This is a genomic window from Enterococcus raffinosus, assembly GCF_018917525.1.
GTDB classification, from domain to species: Bacteria; Bacillota; Bacilli; order Lactobacillales; family Enterococcaceae; genus Enterococcus_A; species Enterococcus_A raffinosus_A.
Window position 1 is genome coordinate 12,924 of sequence record NZ_JAHLOS010000025.1, and the last position, 16,410, is coordinate 29,333.

Consider the following 16,410-nt stretch of genomic DNA (forward strand, 5'->3'; position numbering starts at 1 on the left):
AGAAGAGGTGGAATCATGTTAAGTTTATCGGCAACATTTGAAAAAAGTAACGGCAGAAAACATACCTGGCGGATGAAACATGCCAATCCAAATAAGTCAGCGAAGGAAATTAAAACATCGCTAGAAAAATTGACGACGTTAGATATCTTTGAAAAGGATGGCGTTAATTTTTTTGAGAAGGTTATTACTGCAAAATTTATCGAAACAATTGAGACACCGATTTTTGATAAAAAAACTGATACTCAATTAGAAAGTCCCAAAACGACACCAGTAAACGAACAAAGACCCATAGATACTATTCAAGATCCGAAAGACCTGATTGTTCAGCAAGAACTAATCAAGCCTGGAATGCTTGAGCTGTTATTTGAGCTGCCCAAAGGAATCGAACCACAAGCTATCTCTGAAAGCGAAGCAGCATCCTTAATTATGGCAATGGTGCCAAAGGGCGGAACGGTGGAAGATTTTAACGTCATTGAGGAGACACATCCAGTTAGGTTCCGACTGCTAGTTAAACTCGAGGAAGAGCCAGATTCCTTATCGGCAACTGCTGTGCCAACGAGAGGAAAGAAAAAACGCGGAAGGCTGATTGAGCGGCTGCGAAAACGAAGGGAATAACAAAAAAGGAAGTAAACCAAGTGATTCACTTCCGTATGTTTATTAAGAGTTCTTTTTGTAGCTGCTTAATCGACCGTTGTCATCCCAAGCACCGAAAAGCTGATTGGCTTTGGTGTTTGTCAGCAATTTTTCCAAGCGTCGTTCGAATAGTTCGACATCTGCACCATAGCGTTGAATATTATCAATTTTGATTCGTTGATAAAGCTCTGGAAAGGCTGAAAAGTTTTGTTGGATTTCAGGATCTGCTTCGAGTGCCTGCATAATTCGCGGATCGATCACAAAACTTTCTGGAGACAAGTCCGGTAAGGTTGCTCGACCTAAATCAGTCATCAAATCTAAATAGATTAAACGGCGAGCTCGTTCTTTATTCAGCTCGGTCCATTGGCTCTTTTTCGTCCTAGGTGAGAGCCGTTGCCCAATTTCCGTTTCGGAAAGCTTCTTTTTAGTACTGTCGATCCAGCCAAAGCAAAGAGCTTCCTCCACGATGTCTAAATAGGTCAGGTTTGATTGATCGCGATCAATCACAATCCAGCAATCTTTTGCACTTGCAGCATTTTCTTTTAACCAATCTCTCAGATCCTGACGGTTCTGAGGTTTATATAAATTATTCATTTCCAAATGCTTCACCTAGTTTCTGTCTGACTTTAACGAACGAATACGTTCGCCAGCAGCGGGAAACTGATTTTGGACGATTTCCCACGTGTTCCCATTGTATTTTTCATAGGTCTCAAAAACCAAAGGGAGACCATTTGCTGATTCGATTATAGCAGAATCCATCAGTTGAAAATGTAAATGCGGCTCAGTGGAATTTCCAGTATGTCCGACGTTGCCAAGATAGGTTCCTTTTGCAATGTGTTCCCCTTCTGAAACAGTAATTGAATCCTTTTGCAGATGACAGAAAGCAGCGTAGATACTGGCAGCTTGTTTGATGACGATATAATTTCCGGCGATTGCCTCGAAGCCGTCTCGTTCTGGATCGAAAAAGAGGGAGTGGCGAATAGCGGTGGTTTGATCATGAAGCCAGGAGGCTTTTTCCCCATCAGAGGTATTGTTTTTCACTGTGATGACCTCACCAGTGAAGGGCGCATAGACGGGCTGGCCAAAGCAATAGTAGTTTTCTAAAGGAATTCCGCCTAACAGATAGTCGGCTGAATTAGCAGTATGTGAACGGTCATTCTTATCCTTTTGAATGAAATCAAAGGCATAGCGCAGTCCAAAACGATTCGTTCCATGACTTGGAACCCGATCAGCTGGGCTTGTTTCAGTGTACCATTCACCACGGAGGGGAAAGGCAATTTCGTTTGGCATCACAAAACCTTCTTTCTGCAGGTGTTTATTTTTTGTGCCTAATTGTGAGAAAGACCAGAAAAACAAGAGACAACCAACAAGAATCAACACTTTTTTCATTTCTAATTACTCTTGATAAAAAACGTTTTTAAGGTCTTCTAAATACTGTGTTAGCTTATCGGTGATGGCTTGGTAATCAATCTGTTCAGGATTTGTATTTTTCAATTCATCCAAAATCTCATTAGTAAAGCCGATGTTTCCCCAAAGAATCAATTGCTTACAGCGATCCACATTAAGTCCTGTTCGGAATTTTGTTTCATCAATCCCTTCAAATAAATCCTTTTCACAAGAAGAATGCTGTCGTTTAGCTAGGTCAGCTACTTTTTGATTGATCATCTCAGAGTTTTTTTCAATCTTTACATTCGTAAAATCAAGAATCCAAGGGTTTCGTTTCATCAAGTCAATTTGTAACGTGTAAGATTGCAGTAATCGATTAAAGACATCTTTTTCCTGCCAGTTCAATTTTGTCCAATAATCCTCAGCGATTGTTTTTTGACAATAATCCAATAAGAGCGAAAACAACTCCTCTTTGCTTTTTACATAGTGAAACATCAAGGCCTTCGACATTCCAGCCGCTTTTGCGATTCGATTCGTCGACGCTTCCTCATAGCAACGTTGGGAAAATTCCCGCAATCCCGCATTCAGAATTCGTTGAATCTTTGGATCAGTCGTATTAATTTCAGTCAAAGCGCTCACTTCCTTACCTAGTAGGTTAATTAGAGTGTAGCAGTATTTACCTATCAGGTCAATTTAAAAAAAGTAAAAAACCAATAACTGATTTCGTTATTGGTTCATAAAGAATTATTAAGCTATTTCATCGCTGAAATGATCCAAGTCACGCCGTATTTATCCTCCACACAGCCGCTGATACTGCTGTCATCGGGTGGGGGATTGCTGGCGATTGCTGCGACAACGGTTCCTTCATTGGATAGCTCCGAAAAGATATGTCTAGCCATAGCCTCTTCAGGTAAATGGGCCTGGATCGCGACATTTCCATTTTTTTCTATCGGTTCTGGATAATCTGCACCAGTGATGCCATCAAATTCGCTGATAGCAAGTCGCGCATGCATGACTTTGTTTTTTAGTTCTGTGGGAATTGGAAAATTAGGATTTTCAGGTATCTCATCGTATTTAGACATGTGTTGAATGTTGCCATTGAAGAGTTGGGCATACCATAAAAATGCTTCTTCGCATGCCCCATTAAAACGGATATAGGGTGAGAACATAAACTTCAACTACCTTTCTTCTTTACTTGAAAGTATACCTTTACAATTTATAGGGGTCATTGTAAAAAAGGGACATCTTTTCCATGTATTTCTTAGGAGTGATCCCATAGATTGCGGTGAAGTCATGGATAAAATGAGCATAGTCATGATGGCCGGTCTCCTCAAATAGCAAGGACGTTTCGGGTTTGCTATTTAATAGATCAACAGCTCGCTTCATGCGGATGATTCGAGAACAGGTTTTAACCTTTGCTCCGGTATATTTCATAAATAAGCGATTCAATTGCTTTTCACTGTAATACGTTTCCTTTGCCAAATCCTTTACACGAACACTTCCATCGCTCTTAAGAAGTTTTTCAAAAGCGATGCAAAACGCAGGATTCAATTCTATTTGATTTATTTTTTCCAAGAAAATTTGATCTAGTTTACTCGCCAATTCATGAATCGTTTTGGCAGTGTAATATGCTTCGGCTATTTGTTCATACAATGCCTGATTTAAATCTGCAAAGAGAAATCCTTTGTCTGCCAGGTGATGCTGATCAATGTTCAGAAAAGGATAAAGTCCAGACGCATGAAACTCTACTAAAAACATAAAATCAAATTGTCGCGCATAGTCAGCGATCATCGTAGGTTTTGTGTTTACACCTCGAAGACCTGCGGTAAATTGACCGTTTTGAAAGGTACAAACGAGGGTTGAACTGATGGTGGGCAGGATTGTTTGCTGCTGGTGCATTTTGCTAGGATCAGTAAAAGTATAATTGGCAATATAGGGCCGCAGTAACGGATGGGGAGAAAGGATGATCATGTTGCCATTGATTATTGAAAATGAACTCTGATAGATATTTTCTTTATTTAGCATAGATAGGTCCTCCGATTAGTATCCTCAAAATCCTTTCTTCACAGTAACAATCCATTCCTCAATGGCTTTAATCAAAACTAACTGCTGATGCATCACAGCTTTTCCAGTGGCAGGAATATCTGATTCAGCCTTGTTGGTTAGAAGGCTTTCTTCCAAGGTTGTTTTCATTTTTTGTACGTTAGCCTCAATGATACTGATGCAGGCCTTTTGATCTGCGGGGGAGAGACTGTCGAGGTTGAGAATCACGGCATTGAAATCTAGAAAAATATTGATAGGGCGGGCAGCGATACCCAGCATTAATTTCTCGAATTCAGTCTTGCCATTTTTGGTTAATGAGTAGACGGCTTTTTCGGGCATCTTTCCATTTTTCTTCAGGGTGCTTTTGACGTAGCCTTGTTTTTCCAGCTGCAGCATCTTTTTATAGATTGTTGGCGTACTGACTTTTACCCATTGAGAAATGTTGCGGTATTCAATAAGTTTTTGGATATCATAGGCACTGAGAGATTCTTTTTTTAGAATTCCCAGAACAATCAAATCAATTGTTCGCATCGCTAAACCCTTCTTTCTATCCAGTTTTCTATTTAATCTATCTACGAGTGGTAGTAGAACGACTACTATCATTTATAGTAGTTTGTTTTCGTTGTCACGTCAAGTCTCGTTGACAGTAGACGAGACTGTTTATCAAAACGACAAGCTGGATTATTTCGACAAGAGGGCGAAGGTGACCGCAGAGTTTTCTCATTGTTACGAATAATCAATTTTTTTACAGATCATCAAGTTTCTGGGGGTTAACCCAAATTCTTTTCAGTATATAATCTAGATGTAAAGAAGGACAGATTTGTACTGATTTATTCTTAAGGGTAAAAGCATTCGCTGAATGATTGACGGCATTTGAATCGAACGACTTTTTTGGACAATTATTACTTTGGAATGGGTAAGGAGGAAAAGGATATGCGTACAAAAGTATTGGCCCGTCAAAGAGGATGGGACCTTCGGCAGTCATTACGGGAGAAAATAGGAATTATTGTTTTTGGCTCACTTATTTTAGCAGCTGCTAATTTGCTGCGTATCGTGCTTCTTGTACTGCTGTAACGTTGTTTCATTTAGCAACAATCCATCTGGCTACTCAACCTTATTAAAAAAAGCGGCGCCTCTTTTGAAATGAAGAGGCGTCGCTTTCTTTTATTTTCCATCTATTTTCTTCTTCAAGTTCCTGTTTCGGTTATACATGAAGATTACGACGGCTAGTAATAGGATGATCACGGCAATCCCTGCCCAGATCCAAGGTGTTGTCTTGTCTTTTTCAAGTGAAACATCTTGATCATTGTAATCCTTGGCTTTTTCTTGATTAATGGTGAAGGTTGGACTGCCGGTCCATTTTTGGTCTCCGGAGCGTACGGTCATTTTGACGGTATAGGTTCCTGGAGAAAACTCGGTATTGTCCATTTGAATCAAGAAGGGCATGCGTGAACTTGGTGCTAAGGTTAACTTTTCTTTCTTATCTTTGGTGAGAGTTTTGCCATCCTTTTCGACTTGATAATCAATGGCTACATTTTTGACGTAGGTTGATTTTTCATTGTCAACAGTCACGGTCACCGCATTGCGGTGATTGACCTGAAGGGCATTTGCTTGGGCGATTTTCAAATCTGGTTTTACCTCGTCTGTCTTATTTTGCAGCAAGACGGCGATCTCTCGTGAAAACACATTTTTGATATTGCCTTCGACTTTTTCGGTTGAAATTTGTTCGATGTAAAGGCCGCCAGCTAAGACTCCCTCAAATTCTTTGTCTGGCATCTTTACATCCAAATGGATATCCTTTGATTCCTTTGCTGCTAAATCAATAGCTTGGTCACTAAGCTTGACGTAGTCGGTGATATTGGGACCGAAATCACTCTCATCTTCATTCATCCCGGAGTATTCAACGACACCCAGACTATTAGTGACCGCACGATTAAAGGCGGCCTTCAGCTTGATCGGCTGCTCTGTCCGATTAGTTAAGGTAACTGTTAGTCGCTCGGTTTCATTTGGTTGGTACTGTAAATCGTAGTAAAGCTGTTCTTTTCCGATTTGATGCTCTGATGGGTGAATCACCGCAACAAAGCTATCCAATGACTCTCCATGAGCGACAACTGGTAAAAATGAAAAGGCTAGTACGAGGAACAGTCCTCGAATCAATGAAATGGGCTGCTTTAACATTTTTTGTCTCCTTCAATTGTATTTTCCGCGTAATGGAAGAGTCTCTCTCAATCGTTTCTTTCCCCTTTATTTATCAATCAAAGGGCAGAATCATGGTCTACAGCCTGGGATCGCCTTCACAGTAGGCGTGGCTGCAGTCGGGATTCTGCCCGAGTTTTTAGCTTGGTGTTGATGAGAAGGTCCATACGACTGTTGTTTGGTATTGGGCCGCTGTCTTTGCCGTATTGGCGGGTACATTCAAGGTAAATTTATTGATCGGCAAAGCAGTTTCGCCGGCTCCTTGATTGGCTTGTGCAGTGATGACGGAGTTTGTTTGACCAAGAACTAAGTCAATCGTGCTGTTATTGGCGATTCCATCACCTGTCGGTAGCGAGTTCACGTTGTTGGTAAGAGCTCCGACAGTAAAGGATAGGATCGCTCCAGAAAGTTCACTTTGCCCAGCCGTGAATTGTGTTGGCTGAGCGACCTTTACAGACCAGCCGCTACCAGCTGCCCCACGATTATCGCTGACAGCAACTTGTCCAGTTGTTACTGGAGAAGCTTGTTCACCATCAGAGGTAGCTGTCCAAGTTTCTGCTTGTGTTGTTTGGATCGGGTGCGAACCAAAGTTCAAGTTTGTAGGCAGAGACGCACTTGGATCACCGGGTATTTGCGGATCAAAAGTGATGCCGCCAGATGTATAGTCAACGGTACCGGTGGTGTCGGCAGCGTGAGCGCCAGTTGCAAAGGTAAATAGGCTGCCGGCAAAAAGCGCGGCAATGAATAAGGCTGCTTGTTTTTTCATTCGTTTTTCCTCCTATTTTTGACGATTCGCCACCCTAAAAAAGCGATTGCGAGGATCAGTAATCCAATAATGACTAAAAAGATATTCCGTTGATCATTTGTGTGCAGAAATCGGGTAATGCCTGAGTGCTGCATGTTACTTCGATTACTGGATGAAGCAGGTGTTTCTTTATGATTATCAACATCAGTCGTGCTGTTGCTTGTTACGCTAGTACTGTTCTGAGAGCTTGCGGTGGAACTGTCACTAGCAGCCGTACTGCTTTCGTAATAGTACTGAACCTTGCCGTTGGTAACGGCCGCTTCGCTCGTTGGAGAAGGGACAACGAAGAGTGACAGAAAAACCAAGAGGATTCCAATCTGTGTCTTCAATTGTCTCCCCCTTTCTTGGAAAAAATGTAGTGGCTCTTTTCTGCGCAGAAAAGAAAGTATTTCTTATGTCGGAATTATATAAGCTTATTAGAAAATAACGTTATAAGATTGCTCACAGAATTTTCACAGTTAAGCAAAATATTTTTAACTTTTTGACACACCAGCTTTAATTAAGGGAGAAGGTGTAGAAATAAAGGGCTTTTTTATTGGATTATCCAAGAAAGCATGGCAATTAAAAACAAATAAATGATCAATTTTTACCTGTCATCGATTATTTTCTTGCGAAGGAAATTTTTGAAGGGAGCAATCCAAGCGAGAATAAAGGGGGAGATAAAATGACGAAAGAGCGGCTTCGTTTGTTTCATAAATGTTGGCTTATAGGACTAGCTATTTTTCTATTTCTAACCAGTTCGAATATCATTGTGAGTGCAGTGTCATTGGATTTATTTTCAAATACACAAGTGAGCAACAACAGCGGGACTACTTCAGCAGCACCCTATTTGAATGTTGCGAATAAGCCCGTGACTTTTACGATAAATGGAACAACAGCAATAGGCGCGACGGCGGGAAGGACAGGTGTGAAGTATGTATTTGTCAATGTACCGGCGCAATTAGCTGGTAAGGTTCAAAAGGACGGAAACGCCACTGTAGATACCACAGTCACGGTACTGGCTTCTGACATCAAGGCTGCAACAGGAACGGTTTTGGAATTAGTAACATCATTGACCGGATTACTGACAACCTTGGGATTGGGTACGCTAGTGACAAATCTTAACAGTGCGGTTACGGCATTGAATAAGGAAGACTTCGGGCGGCAGGTCTTCCTATCTCCGGAGGAACAGTATTCGTCAACTCTATTAAGAGCGGATATTAGCCAAGGGCTGCTGCCAATCATAACGAATGCATTGATCTTACGTTTACAGGCCATACAAACAATCGTTCAGGGAATCACTCCTGTTCCTTTAATCAATGTAGTTTTAAATAACCTTTTAACTGCTTTGACGAATACGATTAGTACCCTTGGCAATGCGAATTCGACAGTTAGCAAAAATTTAGTAGCGGCTTCCATTTTAGGGTCAACGAGCGTTTCGTTTCCGACATTGGTCTCTAGCCCTACAGGATTGACGCAAGATTATACGGCTGTTGTACGGGGCGGGATTTTTCAAACAGATAATTTTGATGTCCAGCTGTTAAGCAACTATGGCGGTAACACAAATCTTTATTTCGCCGCTGGAAGCCTGACGATGAAGAATGAATTATTGCCAAGCAGTTTGAACTTCGGCAGTCATCCGGTTCAAACGAAAGTTGATGAAACATGGAATGCCTATATTGGAGGAAATAGTGCCAATCCGCTGCAAACAGGAACGATCCGAATTGATGATACTCGAACTACAGCAAAAGCCTGGCAGCTGAAACTTGCACAAACAAATTCTTGGGTAAGCGGGCAGAAGAATTTAGCTAACGCTCGGCTAGATATCGTCTTAGGTGGAGTAAATAGCAGCTTTCAGAATTATTTTTCCATCTCAAATCAGACAGTCCATATGCTCCCCAGCAATCAAGTGACCTTATTTTCTTTGAGCGCCACTACGGATCCCGGCTATTTTGAGATGCCGCTTAATCAATTTCAACTTTTTGTTCCTAAAAATACCCCAAAACAAACGGGAACTTATCAAACCACTCTGCAGTGGACCATTTCCAATACACCATAAGTGATAAGCGATTAAAAGTGCCTAAGAAATTAGGCGCTTTTTTTTGTGAGTTTGTGAAAACTAATTACATTTGTTTTTCACTGTGCTATCATAAACGTATAAGTATACTGATAAAATCGATACTGAAGTTTGTGAATCATTTTGTGAAAAATTTTTTCGGATTAAACAAATGAACGTTTAAAACCAAGCCAGCTACAGGTTCAGCTTCACTGTTTCGGCATTTTTCTTCTATTATTTATTTGGAATAAGAATAAGCCTGCTGGTGTATGAAATGTTGCAAAATGAAGAGTAAGCCCAATGATTTTGTTGGACCACAGGGGAGGTTTGTCTATGGAAACATTAACGAAAGCAATCGCAAAGTTTAAAGGAGGTGTCAAAGTCCCCCATAATAAAAATACGGCAGAATTTGAAAGCGTTTTTATGGAGCCGCCGAAAATTGTGACCATTCCAATGCAGCAGCACATTGGAGGTGTTTGTACGCCGACGGTTAAAAAAGGGGACGTTGTCACAGTCGGACAGGTAATCGCGGATTCGGAAGCCTTTGTCTCAGCTCCGATCCATGCCTCTGTTTCTGGAAAGGTAAAGGGAATCAAACCGGTTTTGATGGCGAATGGTCAGATGTGTGACGCTATTCATATCGCAAGTGATGGGTTGCCTGTGGAATTTCCGGAACCCAAGCCGGTGGAGATCCACTCAAAGGAGGATCTTTTGAAGGCTGCACGAGATAGCGGCATCGTTGGTATTGGCGGCGCCGGATTTCCTATGCACGTAAAGCTGAATGTTAATGAGAGCACACCGATTGATACGTTAGTGATCAACGGGGCAGAATGTGAACCCTTCATTACATCGGATTACCGCGAAAGTTTGGAGTATCCGGAACGGATTATTGCAGGAATGCAGCTGGTGATGAAGTACCTGAATATCGCTCATGGTGTTATCGGCATTGAGAGTAATAAGCCAAAAGGGTTAAGAAGACTGCGAGATCACTTGAATGAGTTGGCTGATCGTGATCCGTCCATTGATGTTATGGAAATTCCATCATTGTACCCGCAAGGAGCGGAAAAAATGCTGGTTTACGCCACCACTGGACGAAAAATTCCACCAGGGAAATTGCCGTCTGAGGTTGGATGCTTAATCATGAATATTTCGACCATCTCACTGTTGCAGCGTTATATCGAGATCGGTATGCCGCTAACCCATAAGCGAATTACTGTGGATGGCAATGTGGCGAATCCAAAAAATGTGGTAGTTCCAGTGGGGACACCAATCGGCGAAGTAATTGACTATTGTGGCGGATTGATTGATGAACCTAGCAAGATTATTTTAGGCGGACCGATGATGGGAATCGCCCAATTTTCTGTCGATTTGCCAATCACGAAGCAAACCAATGCCATCACGATTTTAGGAGCGGGACAACAGTTGCCGGAGGAATCACCATGTATCCGCTGCGGACGCTGTGTCGAGGCTTGTCCGATGTCGCTGTTGCCTGTACAAATCGAACGTTGTACTCATAATAATGACCTTGCAGGCTTGAAAAAATTGAATGTCTCCGCCTGTATGGAATGCGGCTGCTGTGCCTTTGTTTGTCCGGCTGGTCGAAGACTCGTTCAGTCAATGAAACGAGCGAAACAGTTAGAAAGGGAGGCTGCCAAATGAACAAATTACCTGTTTCCATTTCACCCCATCTGCACTCTGGACGGAGCAGCCGAGGAATCATGCAGGACGTGATCATTGCCTTGATCCCAGCAGTGATTGCCTCCACGATTATCTTTGGTTTTCGTGCGCTTATCTTGATTATCGTTACGGTTGCGGCGTGTGTCATCAGTGAGTATGTCACTCGGAAAATCTTAAAGCGGCCAGATTCGATTCACAATTTGACAGCAGTTGTCACAGGAATCTTACTGGCCTTGAATCTGCCGGTTACCTTGCCATTTTGGATGGCTATTTTAGGTGGTGTGATTGCAATTGTGATCGTGAAGGAATTTTTCGGCGGAGTTGGTCAAAACTTCGTGAATCCCGCGATCACTGCGCGGATTATTTTAATGATGTCCTTTGCTTCCCAAATGAGTACCTGGCAGCCGCCGCTAAACTATTATATGTTCCGACCAGACGTTATTTCATCGGCGACTTATTTTTCAGCCTCTCAGACAGGTCAGAAGATTCCCTCATTATTGGATATGTTTTTGGGTATACGCGCGGGAAGTCTAGGTGAGACCTGTGCGTTAGCCTTGCTGCTCGGCGGTGTCTACTTGGTAGTAAGAAAGGTGATTTCACCGATTATTCCACTTTGTTTTATCGGAACAGTGGTCATTTTTTCTACCTTATTAGGCGGAGATCCATTGTACCAAATGATGTCAGGCGGATTACTACTAGGGGCGATTTTCATGGCGACGGATTATACAACTTCGCCGATTACCAGAAATGGCAAGATTATTTTCGGGATTGGCTGCGGAATTATAACTGTCTTGATTCGTTTCTTTGCGGCGTTACCAGAGGGTGTTTCTTATGCCATTTTATTAATGAATATTTTAGTCCCTCATATTGAGAATTTGACGATTCCGAAGGTCTTTGGTGAGGAGGCGAAGGTAAAATGAAGCGATCCAGTTCCAAAGTCATTTTTACCGATGCGTTATGCCTCTTCATTATCTGCCTCGTGATCACCTTTGCGGTAGCTGGAACACGTTCTGTTTTTAAAGACCGAATCGCCAAGCAAGAATGGGAGCAAACTCAAAGTGTCATGAGCCAGCTGATTAAGGCTGATGACTTTCAAGAAGTCAAAGTAGCAGGGGATAACCAAGGCTACAAAGCGCTGGATAGTGGTGGCAAGACTGTTGGTTATCTTTTCGTGACAAAGGCCTATGGCTACGGCAGTGACGTGAGTGTCATGAGTGCAGTGATGGACGGCAAAGTCATCGGTGTCGATGTGCTTGATGCCTCTAACGAAACGCCGGGACTTGGTCAAAATGTCACGAAAAAAGAGTTTATCGATCAGTTCGACGGTACCGATGACACGCTGGAGGTAGTGAAGAACGATCCTGCGAATAAGAATCAAGTAGAAGCGGTAACAGGAGCAACCAAATCCTCCAATGCCGTTGCTACATCAGTCAAAGAGGCACTTGCTCTGTTTGAACAAGTCGCTACGTCAGAGAAATAGGGAGGAGAAGCAATGGAAAAAGAAAAAGCATCCACTATTTTCAGCAGAGGGTTGATCAAAGAAAATCCTGTCCTGCGTCTGATGTTAGGGACCTGTCCAACGTTAGCGGTGACAACCTCTGCAATGAATGGTTTAGGAATGGGAATCGCGGCAACGGTCGTTCTTTTAGGCTCCAATGTCGTAATCTCTCTTCTGCGAAAAGTAATTCCTGATCGTGTCAGAATCCCAGCATTTATCACTATCATCGCGGGCTTTGTAACAGTTGTTCAATTAGTGGTGAAGGCGTTAGCCCCTGCCTTAGATGCTACTTTAGGGATTTATCTACCCTTAATCGTAGTGAACTGTATTATTCTAGGGCGTGCAGAAGCTTATGCCAAAAATAATACCGTGCTTCATTCCGCTTTAGATGGTTTAGGAATGGGTGTCGGCTTTACAATGGCGCTGTTATGTATGGGCGGTATTCGCGAGCTGCTTGGCAGCGGAACTTTATTAGGGTTTTCGATTACGGCAGGTGTGATTCCACCAATGACGATCATGCTGCTGCCGCCAGGCGGGTTCTTCGTCTTCGGTATGCTGGTGATGCTGGCGAATAAATTGAGTGATCGCAAGACGAAAGAAATCGATTGTAGTGCTTGTCCGGTCGCTGAAGCCTGTACCACGGTTTGTGATGAAAAGGCAGGTGATCAGTGATGCAGATTTTTGTAACGATTTTAGTTGCCGGTATTTTAACGGATAATTTTGTCTTGTCACAGTTTCTAGGAATTTGTCCATTTTTGGGAGTATCGAAGAAATTGGACACGGCTGTCGGCATGTCTCTCGCGGTTACCTTTGTTATGGTATTAGCGACCTTAGTAACCTATCCGCTTTACGCTTCGGTATTAGTACCGATGGGGCTGGATTACCTACAGACGATTGTCTTTATCTTAACGATCGCCGCACTTGTGCAACTGGTAGAAGTGGTGATGAAACGGTATATGACTCCGCTTTATAACGCGTTAGGGATTTATTTACCATTGATTACTACGAACTGTGCAGTGCTTGGTGTAACAATCCTGAATTTTTCGAAAAATTATTCCTTCGTGCAATCAATGGTTAATTCATTTGCCGCAGGAATCGGTTTTTTAGTCGCAATGGTAATTTTTGCCGGGGTACGCGGCCGCTTGGAGGGAAATGATATTCCCGAGTCGCTTAAAGGGCTGCCAATCACATTGATTGCCGCGGCTATCGTATCGTTGTCGTTTCTTGGATTTGCCGGTTTGGCAGAAGGATTATTCCAGTAGGAGGTGGAAATAATGACAGAAATCATGATACCCATCGGCATTGTTAGCGGAATGGGATTAATCGCAGGAGTCATTCTTTCCTTGGCCACCATCATCTTCCATAAACCGGTGGATGAAAAGGAAGAGGCCCTGCGAGAAGCGCTGCCGGGAATCAATTGCGGAGCATGTGGCTTTTCCGGCTGCGATGGTTATGCTAAAGCGATGGCTAAAGGAGAAGCAGGAGCCACCAATTGTACGCCAGGTGGCCCATCTACCCAACAAGCCTTGGCAGAGATATTAGGCGTTGAAGTTGGGGATGTTCAGAAGGTCGCTGCCTTTGTTCGCTGTAATGGCAGCTGTGAGTTTACGAATAAGAAAATGGCTTATGCCGGAACAGAGACCTGCTACGGAGCCAATCAAATATTTGGCGGTCCGCAAGACTGCCGCTTTGGCTGTATGGGCTTCGGCGATTGCGCAGCTGTTTGCGACTATGATGCGTTGCACATCGTAGACGGGGTGGCCAAGGTTGATCCTGATAAATGTGTCGGCTGTTTGAAATGTATTACCGCCTGTCCAAAAAATCTGATTAAGATGCTGCCAGCAGAAAACACCGCGCTCGTAGCCTGCTCCAATCAGGATAAAGGCGGCGGTGTACGTAAAATCTGTGATGTGGGCTGTATCACCTGTAATCGTTGTGTGAAAACCTGTTCGCAAAAAGCCATCAAGATGGAAAACAATGTTGCAGTAATTGATCCAGATCTGTGCATCGATTGCGGCGAGTGTGTGGAAATCTGTCCGCAAAATTGCATTTTACAGATGCCGGCGAAGGAAAAGATTCCTAGTTAATAAAAATAGCGGAAGCCCTTTCAAAAAATGTGCTATCATTAAAAGAAAAAGGGCAGGTGTTGAAATGAAATTATTAGTAACAGAGGATTATGAAACATTAAGTCAACTCACAGCGGATCTCGTTTTGCTGAAATGGGCGGAAAGTCGCCGCGTGAATCTGGCGCTGACTGCGGGCTCTTCACCTAAGCGTGCGTACGAGATTTTAGCAGAACGATTGAATCAGGTTTTTTTTGACCAAAGCTTGGCGCATTTCTACAATTTTGATGAAATTACCTTAAAGGGTCAAGAATCTGGCTTGACGATGCAGGCCCTAACGAAGGAGCTATTCCAGCCGTTAGGGATCGAAGAAGAAAACATCGAAGTGTTAGATGCTGGAAATTATCAAGATTATGATCGACAAATCGCTGAAGATGGCGGCTTGGATTTGGTTTTGATGGGCATTGGTGGAGACGGTCACTTCTGTGGTAATTTGCCAGAATTCACCTCCTTTGATTTTGGGGTTTATCGGGTACCAATCGAGAAGGACGATGAATTATACAAGCTTCTAGAGGGAGCAAGTCCCTATGAGCCTGGTGAAGAGATGGTGACCTTTGGCGCTCAAACGGTTTTAGCAGCAAAAGAATTGGTGCTGATTGCTAATGGCGAGAAGAAGGCAGCAATCATCAAACAGGCGTTAGAAGGACCAATCACAGAAGATGTCCCAGCATCTGTTTTACGATTGCATCCGAATCTAACGGTGATTTTAGATCGCGCAGCAGCAAGTTTATTAGACTAATAAAGATAGAAAACGAGAGGCGATCATCGCCTCTCGTTTTCTGTTAAACTAGTTAATTAATCAGCTTTGCCGAAGCTTCATTAGCAATCACCGTAATATTAGAATGCAGTCTTAAGATAGACATCAGAAATACATTGTTAATAGCCAGCAAATCAAATTTCCCAACACCTTTTTTAAGCGCGTTTGACAAGTTAACGACTGTTCACTATAATTAAGTGAACGGTCGTTAACTTAATTACGGAGGGATGACTATGCCAAGAAAAGCAGCGCGAGATACTAAAAAGCTTATTTTACAGGTGGCTTTAAAACAGTTTTCTGAAAAAGGGTTTGCTGGTGTTGGAATTCGAGATATTGCAAAGGAAGTTGGGATACGAGAAAGTGCAATCTATAGACATTACAGCGGAAAGCAAGCGATTTTTGACGCAATCATTTTAGACATTGAGCAGCGCTACCAAGAGGAAACTGCCGAGATTGACGCTTCAAAAAGACTGGATGGTCTCTTAAATGCAAAGGATGTCCGTGAAGAATTGATTCAGATGAGTTTTACAATGTTTCAATTTTATTTAGAAACAGAGTATGGCTCACAATTGCGCAGAATGCTGACAATTGAACAGTATCGTAGTTCTGAAATAAGCAGTTTTTTTCGTGAACTCGTAATTAACAATGGATTAGAGTATATAACACAGGTGTTTTCTCAATTAATAGCAGAAAAAGTCTATTTGGATGCTGATCCTGAAGTCATGGCCTTACAATTTTATTCGCCTCTGTATTTACTGTTGACCAAATACGATAATCAGCCCGAAAAGTATGAAGAAGCATTGTCCTTTTTAGAAAAGCACATCACCCAGTTTAATAAAATCTATCTGAGGAGTGATCAATGATGAAGGGAATCGGGATACTGGCAGCGGAATGGGTTGTTACAGGAATGATCGTTTATGCAGGATTATGTGGAAGGAAACTGTTCTTTATTGACGGACCAAGGTCAGCGGTGATTACATTAGGTTTAATCGGATTTACCATGTGCATGGTCATGCCGACGATTGGCAAGTTTATCAGTAATGCGCCTGCACATCCATTAACAATCATGGGGTATATTTTTGGTGTCATGGCACTTTTTACTACGGTGGTTCAGTTATTTAACTGGCAGATTCCACTTATCCAAGATCCTAAAAATGCGCTATTTGTAATTGCTGGTTGCATCGTTATAAAATCAATTATTGGACGGTTTTCATTTTTAGTAATCACATAACATTGCTTATCTGAGAATAACTAAAG

The 16,410-nt window shown here is 42.4% G+C and carries 21 protein-coding genes; 12 read left to right on the forward strand and 9 right to left on the reverse strand.

Translation table 11 applies throughout. The features are described from left to right. Positions 1-15 precede the first annotated feature (15 nt). Entirely contained in the window at positions 16-615 is a 600-nt protein-coding gene (locus KQI58_RS14820; RefSeq protein ID WP_216409827.1) for a DUF2922 domain-containing protein, read from the forward strand. Between the two features lie 42 nt (positions 616-657). Here KQI58_RS14820 and KQI58_RS14825 read toward each other — a convergent pair whose 3' ends face one another. From KQI58_RS14825 to KQI58_RS14850, 6 genes are all read right to left on the reverse strand, one after another. Further along, complete coding sequence (locus tag KQI58_RS14825) at positions 658-1,227, reverse strand: YdeI/OmpD-associated family protein (protein ID WP_216409828.1); 570 nt, start codon at positions 1,225-1,227, stop codon at positions 658-660. Between the two features lie 15 nt (positions 1,228-1,242). Then, positions 1,243-1,923, reverse strand: a complete 681-nt coding sequence (locus tag KQI58_RS14830; RefSeq protein ID WP_216409829.1) for a M23 family metallopeptidase — start codon at positions 1,921-1,923, stop codon at positions 1,243-1,245. 105 nt (positions 1,924-2,028) lie between these two features. Next, positions 2,029-2,649 (reverse strand): TetR/AcrR family transcriptional regulator, encoded by a 621-nt coding sequence (locus KQI58_RS14835; protein ID WP_216409830.1) that lies wholly within the window; start codon positions 2,647-2,649, stop codon positions 2,029-2,031. Between the two features lie 122 nt (positions 2,650-2,771). Continuing rightward, the gene (locus KQI58_RS14840; protein ID WP_216409877.1) at positions 2,772-3,188 is read right to left on the reverse strand and encodes a VOC family protein; all 417 of its coding nucleotides are present in this window, start codon (positions 3,186-3,188) and stop codon (positions 2,772-2,774) included. A 40-nt stretch (positions 3,189-3,228) separates the two neighbouring features. Beyond that, positions 3,229-4,044, reverse strand: coding sequence for an AraC family transcriptional regulator (locus KQI58_RS14845; protein WP_216409831.1), 816 nt, complete (start codon positions 4,042-4,044; stop codon positions 3,229-3,231). 24 nt (positions 4,045-4,068) lie between these two features. Then, positions 4,069-4,593, reverse strand: coding sequence for a PadR family transcriptional regulator (locus tag KQI58_RS14850; RefSeq protein WP_216409832.1), 525 nt, complete (start codon positions 4,591-4,593; stop codon positions 4,069-4,071). Positions 4,594-4,995: 402 nt separating this feature from the next. Here KQI58_RS14850 and KQI58_RS14855 point away from each other — a divergent pair, with 402 nt between their 5' ends. Next, positions 4,996-5,136: a hypothetical protein gene (locus KQI58_RS14855; protein WP_216409833.1), complete on the forward strand. Its 141-nt coding sequence runs from the start codon at positions 4,996-4,998 to the stop codon at positions 5,134-5,136. Positions 5,137-5,226: 90 nt separating this feature from the next. Here the strand turns inward: KQI58_RS14855 and KQI58_RS14860 are convergent, their stop codons facing one another. The 3 genes from KQI58_RS14860 to KQI58_RS14870 form a co-directional block, all read right to left on the reverse strand. Beyond that, positions 5,227-6,240 (reverse strand): DUF916 and DUF3324 domain-containing protein, encoded by a 1,014-nt coding sequence (locus tag KQI58_RS14860; RefSeq protein WP_216409834.1) that lies wholly within the window; start codon positions 6,238-6,240, stop codon positions 5,227-5,229. 157 nt (positions 6,241-6,397) lie between these two features. Further along, entirely contained in the window at positions 6,398-7,024 is a 627-nt protein-coding gene (locus KQI58_RS14865) for a WxL domain-containing protein (RefSeq protein ID WP_216409835.1), read from the reverse strand. Continuing rightward, on the reverse strand, positions 7,021-7,392 hold the full coding sequence (locus KQI58_RS14870; RefSeq protein ID WP_216409836.1) for an LPXTG cell wall anchor domain-containing protein: 372 nt from the start codon (positions 7,390-7,392) through the stop codon (positions 7,021-7,023). The genes KQI58_RS14865 and KQI58_RS14870 overlap by 4 nt, the downstream gene beginning before the upstream one ends. Positions 7,393-7,727: 335 nt before the next feature. On the opposite strand from KQI58_RS14870, the gene KQI58_RS14875 reads away from it, so the two are divergent. The 10 genes from KQI58_RS14875 (at position 7,728) to KQI58_RS14920 (ending at position 16,384) form a co-directional block, all read left to right on the forward strand. Further along, entirely contained in the window at positions 7,728-9,101 is a 1,374-nt protein-coding gene (locus KQI58_RS14875) for an adhesive domain-containing protein (RefSeq protein ID WP_216409837.1), read from the forward strand. A gap of 330 nt (positions 9,102-9,431) precedes the next feature. After that, positions 9,432-10,757 carry an electron transport complex subunit RsxC gene (rsxC, locus tag KQI58_RS14880; protein ID WP_216409838.1) on the forward strand — a complete coding sequence of 442 codons (1,326 nt, stop codon included), beginning with the start codon at positions 9,432-9,434 and terminating at the stop codon, positions 10,755-10,757. Then, the gene (locus KQI58_RS14885) at positions 10,754-11,695 is read left to right on the forward strand and encodes an RnfABCDGE type electron transport complex subunit D (protein ID WP_161169097.1); all 942 of its coding nucleotides are present in this window, start codon (positions 10,754-10,756) and stop codon (positions 11,693-11,695) included. The genes rsxC and KQI58_RS14885 overlap by 4 nt, the downstream gene beginning before the upstream one ends. Next, on the forward strand, positions 11,692-12,255 hold the full coding sequence (locus KQI58_RS14890) for an FMN-binding protein (RefSeq protein WP_216409839.1): 564 nt from the start codon (positions 11,692-11,694) through the stop codon (positions 12,253-12,255). Before KQI58_RS14885 ends, KQI58_RS14890 begins: the two co-directional genes overlap by 4 nt. 12 nt (positions 12,256-12,267) lie before the next feature. Next, positions 12,268-12,945, forward strand: coding sequence for an electron transport complex subunit RsxE (rsxE, locus tag KQI58_RS14895; protein WP_127978712.1), 678 nt, complete (start codon positions 12,268-12,270; stop codon positions 12,943-12,945). Then, positions 12,945-13,535, forward strand: a complete 591-nt coding sequence (locus tag KQI58_RS14900) for an electron transport complex protein RnfA (RefSeq protein ID WP_016180520.1) — start codon at positions 12,945-12,947, stop codon at positions 13,533-13,535. Before rsxE ends, KQI58_RS14900 begins: the two co-directional genes overlap by 1 nt. Positions 13,536-13,547: 12 nt before the next feature. Continuing rightward, positions 13,548-14,360: an RnfABCDGE type electron transport complex subunit B gene (locus KQI58_RS14905; protein ID WP_216409840.1), complete on the forward strand. Its 813-nt coding sequence runs from the start codon at positions 13,548-13,550 to the stop codon at positions 14,358-14,360. 64 nt (positions 14,361-14,424) lie between these two features. Continuing rightward, on the forward strand, positions 14,425-15,135 hold the full coding sequence (locus KQI58_RS14910; RefSeq protein WP_216409841.1) for a glucosamine-6-phosphate deaminase: 711 nt from the start codon (positions 14,425-14,427) through the stop codon (positions 15,133-15,135). A 251-nt stretch (positions 15,136-15,386) separates the two neighbouring features. Then, the gene (locus tag KQI58_RS14915) at positions 15,387-16,016 is read left to right on the forward strand and encodes a TetR/AcrR family transcriptional regulator (protein ID WP_216409842.1); all 630 of its coding nucleotides are present in this window, start codon (positions 15,387-15,389) and stop codon (positions 16,014-16,016) included. Further along, complete coding sequence (locus KQI58_RS14920) at positions 16,013-16,384, forward strand: hypothetical protein (protein ID WP_216409843.1); 372 nt, start codon at positions 16,013-16,015, stop codon at positions 16,382-16,384. Before KQI58_RS14915 ends, KQI58_RS14920 begins: the two co-directional genes overlap by 4 nt. Positions 16,385-16,410 lie beyond the last annotated feature (26 nt).

Coding starts and splice junctions, on each gene's coding strand:
- KQI58_RS14820 (WP_216409827.1), top strand. CDS start 16: ATGTTAAGTTTATCGGCAACATTTGAAAAAAGTAACGGCAGAAAACAT.
- KQI58_RS14825 (WP_216409828.1), bottom strand. CDS start 1,227: ATGAATAATTTATATAAACCTCAGAACCGTCAGGATCTGAGAGATTGG.
- KQI58_RS14830 (WP_216409829.1), bottom strand. CDS start 1,923: ATGCCAAACGAAATTGCCTTTCCCCTCCGTGGTGAATGGTACACTGAA.
- KQI58_RS14840 (WP_216409877.1), bottom strand. CDS start 3,188: ATGTTCTCACCCTATATCCGTTTTAATGGGGCATGCGAAGAAGCATTT.
- KQI58_RS14845 (WP_216409831.1), bottom strand. CDS start 4,044: ATGCTAAATAAAGAAAATATCTATCAGAGTTCATTTTCAATAATCAAT.
- KQI58_RS14850 (WP_216409832.1), bottom strand. CDS start 4,593: ATGCGAACAATTGATTTGATTGTTCTGGGAATTCTAAAAAAAGAATCT.
- KQI58_RS14855 (WP_216409833.1), top strand. CDS start 4,996: ATGCGTACAAAAGTATTGGCCCGTCAAAGAGGATGGGACCTTCGGCAG.
- KQI58_RS14860 (WP_216409834.1), bottom strand. CDS start 6,240: ATGTTAAAGCAGCCCATTTCATTGATTCGAGGACTGTTCCTCGTACTA.
- KQI58_RS14865 (WP_216409835.1), bottom strand. CDS start 7,024: ATGAAAAAACAAGCAGCCTTATTCATTGCCGCGCTTTTTGCCGGCAGC.
- KQI58_RS14875 (WP_216409837.1), top strand. CDS start 7,728: ATGACGAAAGAGCGGCTTCGTTTGTTTCATAAATGTTGGCTTATAGGA.
- rsxC (WP_216409838.1), top strand. CDS start 9,432: ATGGAAACATTAACGAAAGCAATCGCAAAGTTTAAAGGAGGTGTCAAA.
- KQI58_RS14885 (WP_161169097.1), top strand. CDS start 10,754: ATGAACAAATTACCTGTTTCCATTTCACCCCATCTGCACTCTGGACGG.
- KQI58_RS14890 (WP_216409839.1), top strand. CDS start 11,692: ATGAAGCGATCCAGTTCCAAAGTCATTTTTACCGATGCGTTATGCCTC.
- rsxE (WP_127978712.1), top strand. CDS start 12,268: ATGGAAAAAGAAAAAGCATCCACTATTTTCAGCAGAGGGTTGATCAAA.
- KQI58_RS14900 (WP_016180520.1), top strand. CDS start 12,945: ATGCAGATTTTTGTAACGATTTTAGTTGCCGGTATTTTAACGGATAAT.
- KQI58_RS14905 (WP_216409840.1), top strand. CDS start 13,548: ATGACAGAAATCATGATACCCATCGGCATTGTTAGCGGAATGGGATTA.
- KQI58_RS14910 (WP_216409841.1), top strand. CDS start 14,425: ATGAAATTATTAGTAACAGAGGATTATGAAACATTAAGTCAACTCACA.
- KQI58_RS14915 (WP_216409842.1), top strand. CDS start 15,387: ATGCCAAGAAAAGCAGCGCGAGATACTAAAAAGCTTATTTTACAGGTG.
- KQI58_RS14920 (WP_216409843.1), top strand. CDS start 16,013: ATGATGAAGGGAATCGGGATACTGGCAGCGGAATGGGTTGTTACAGGA.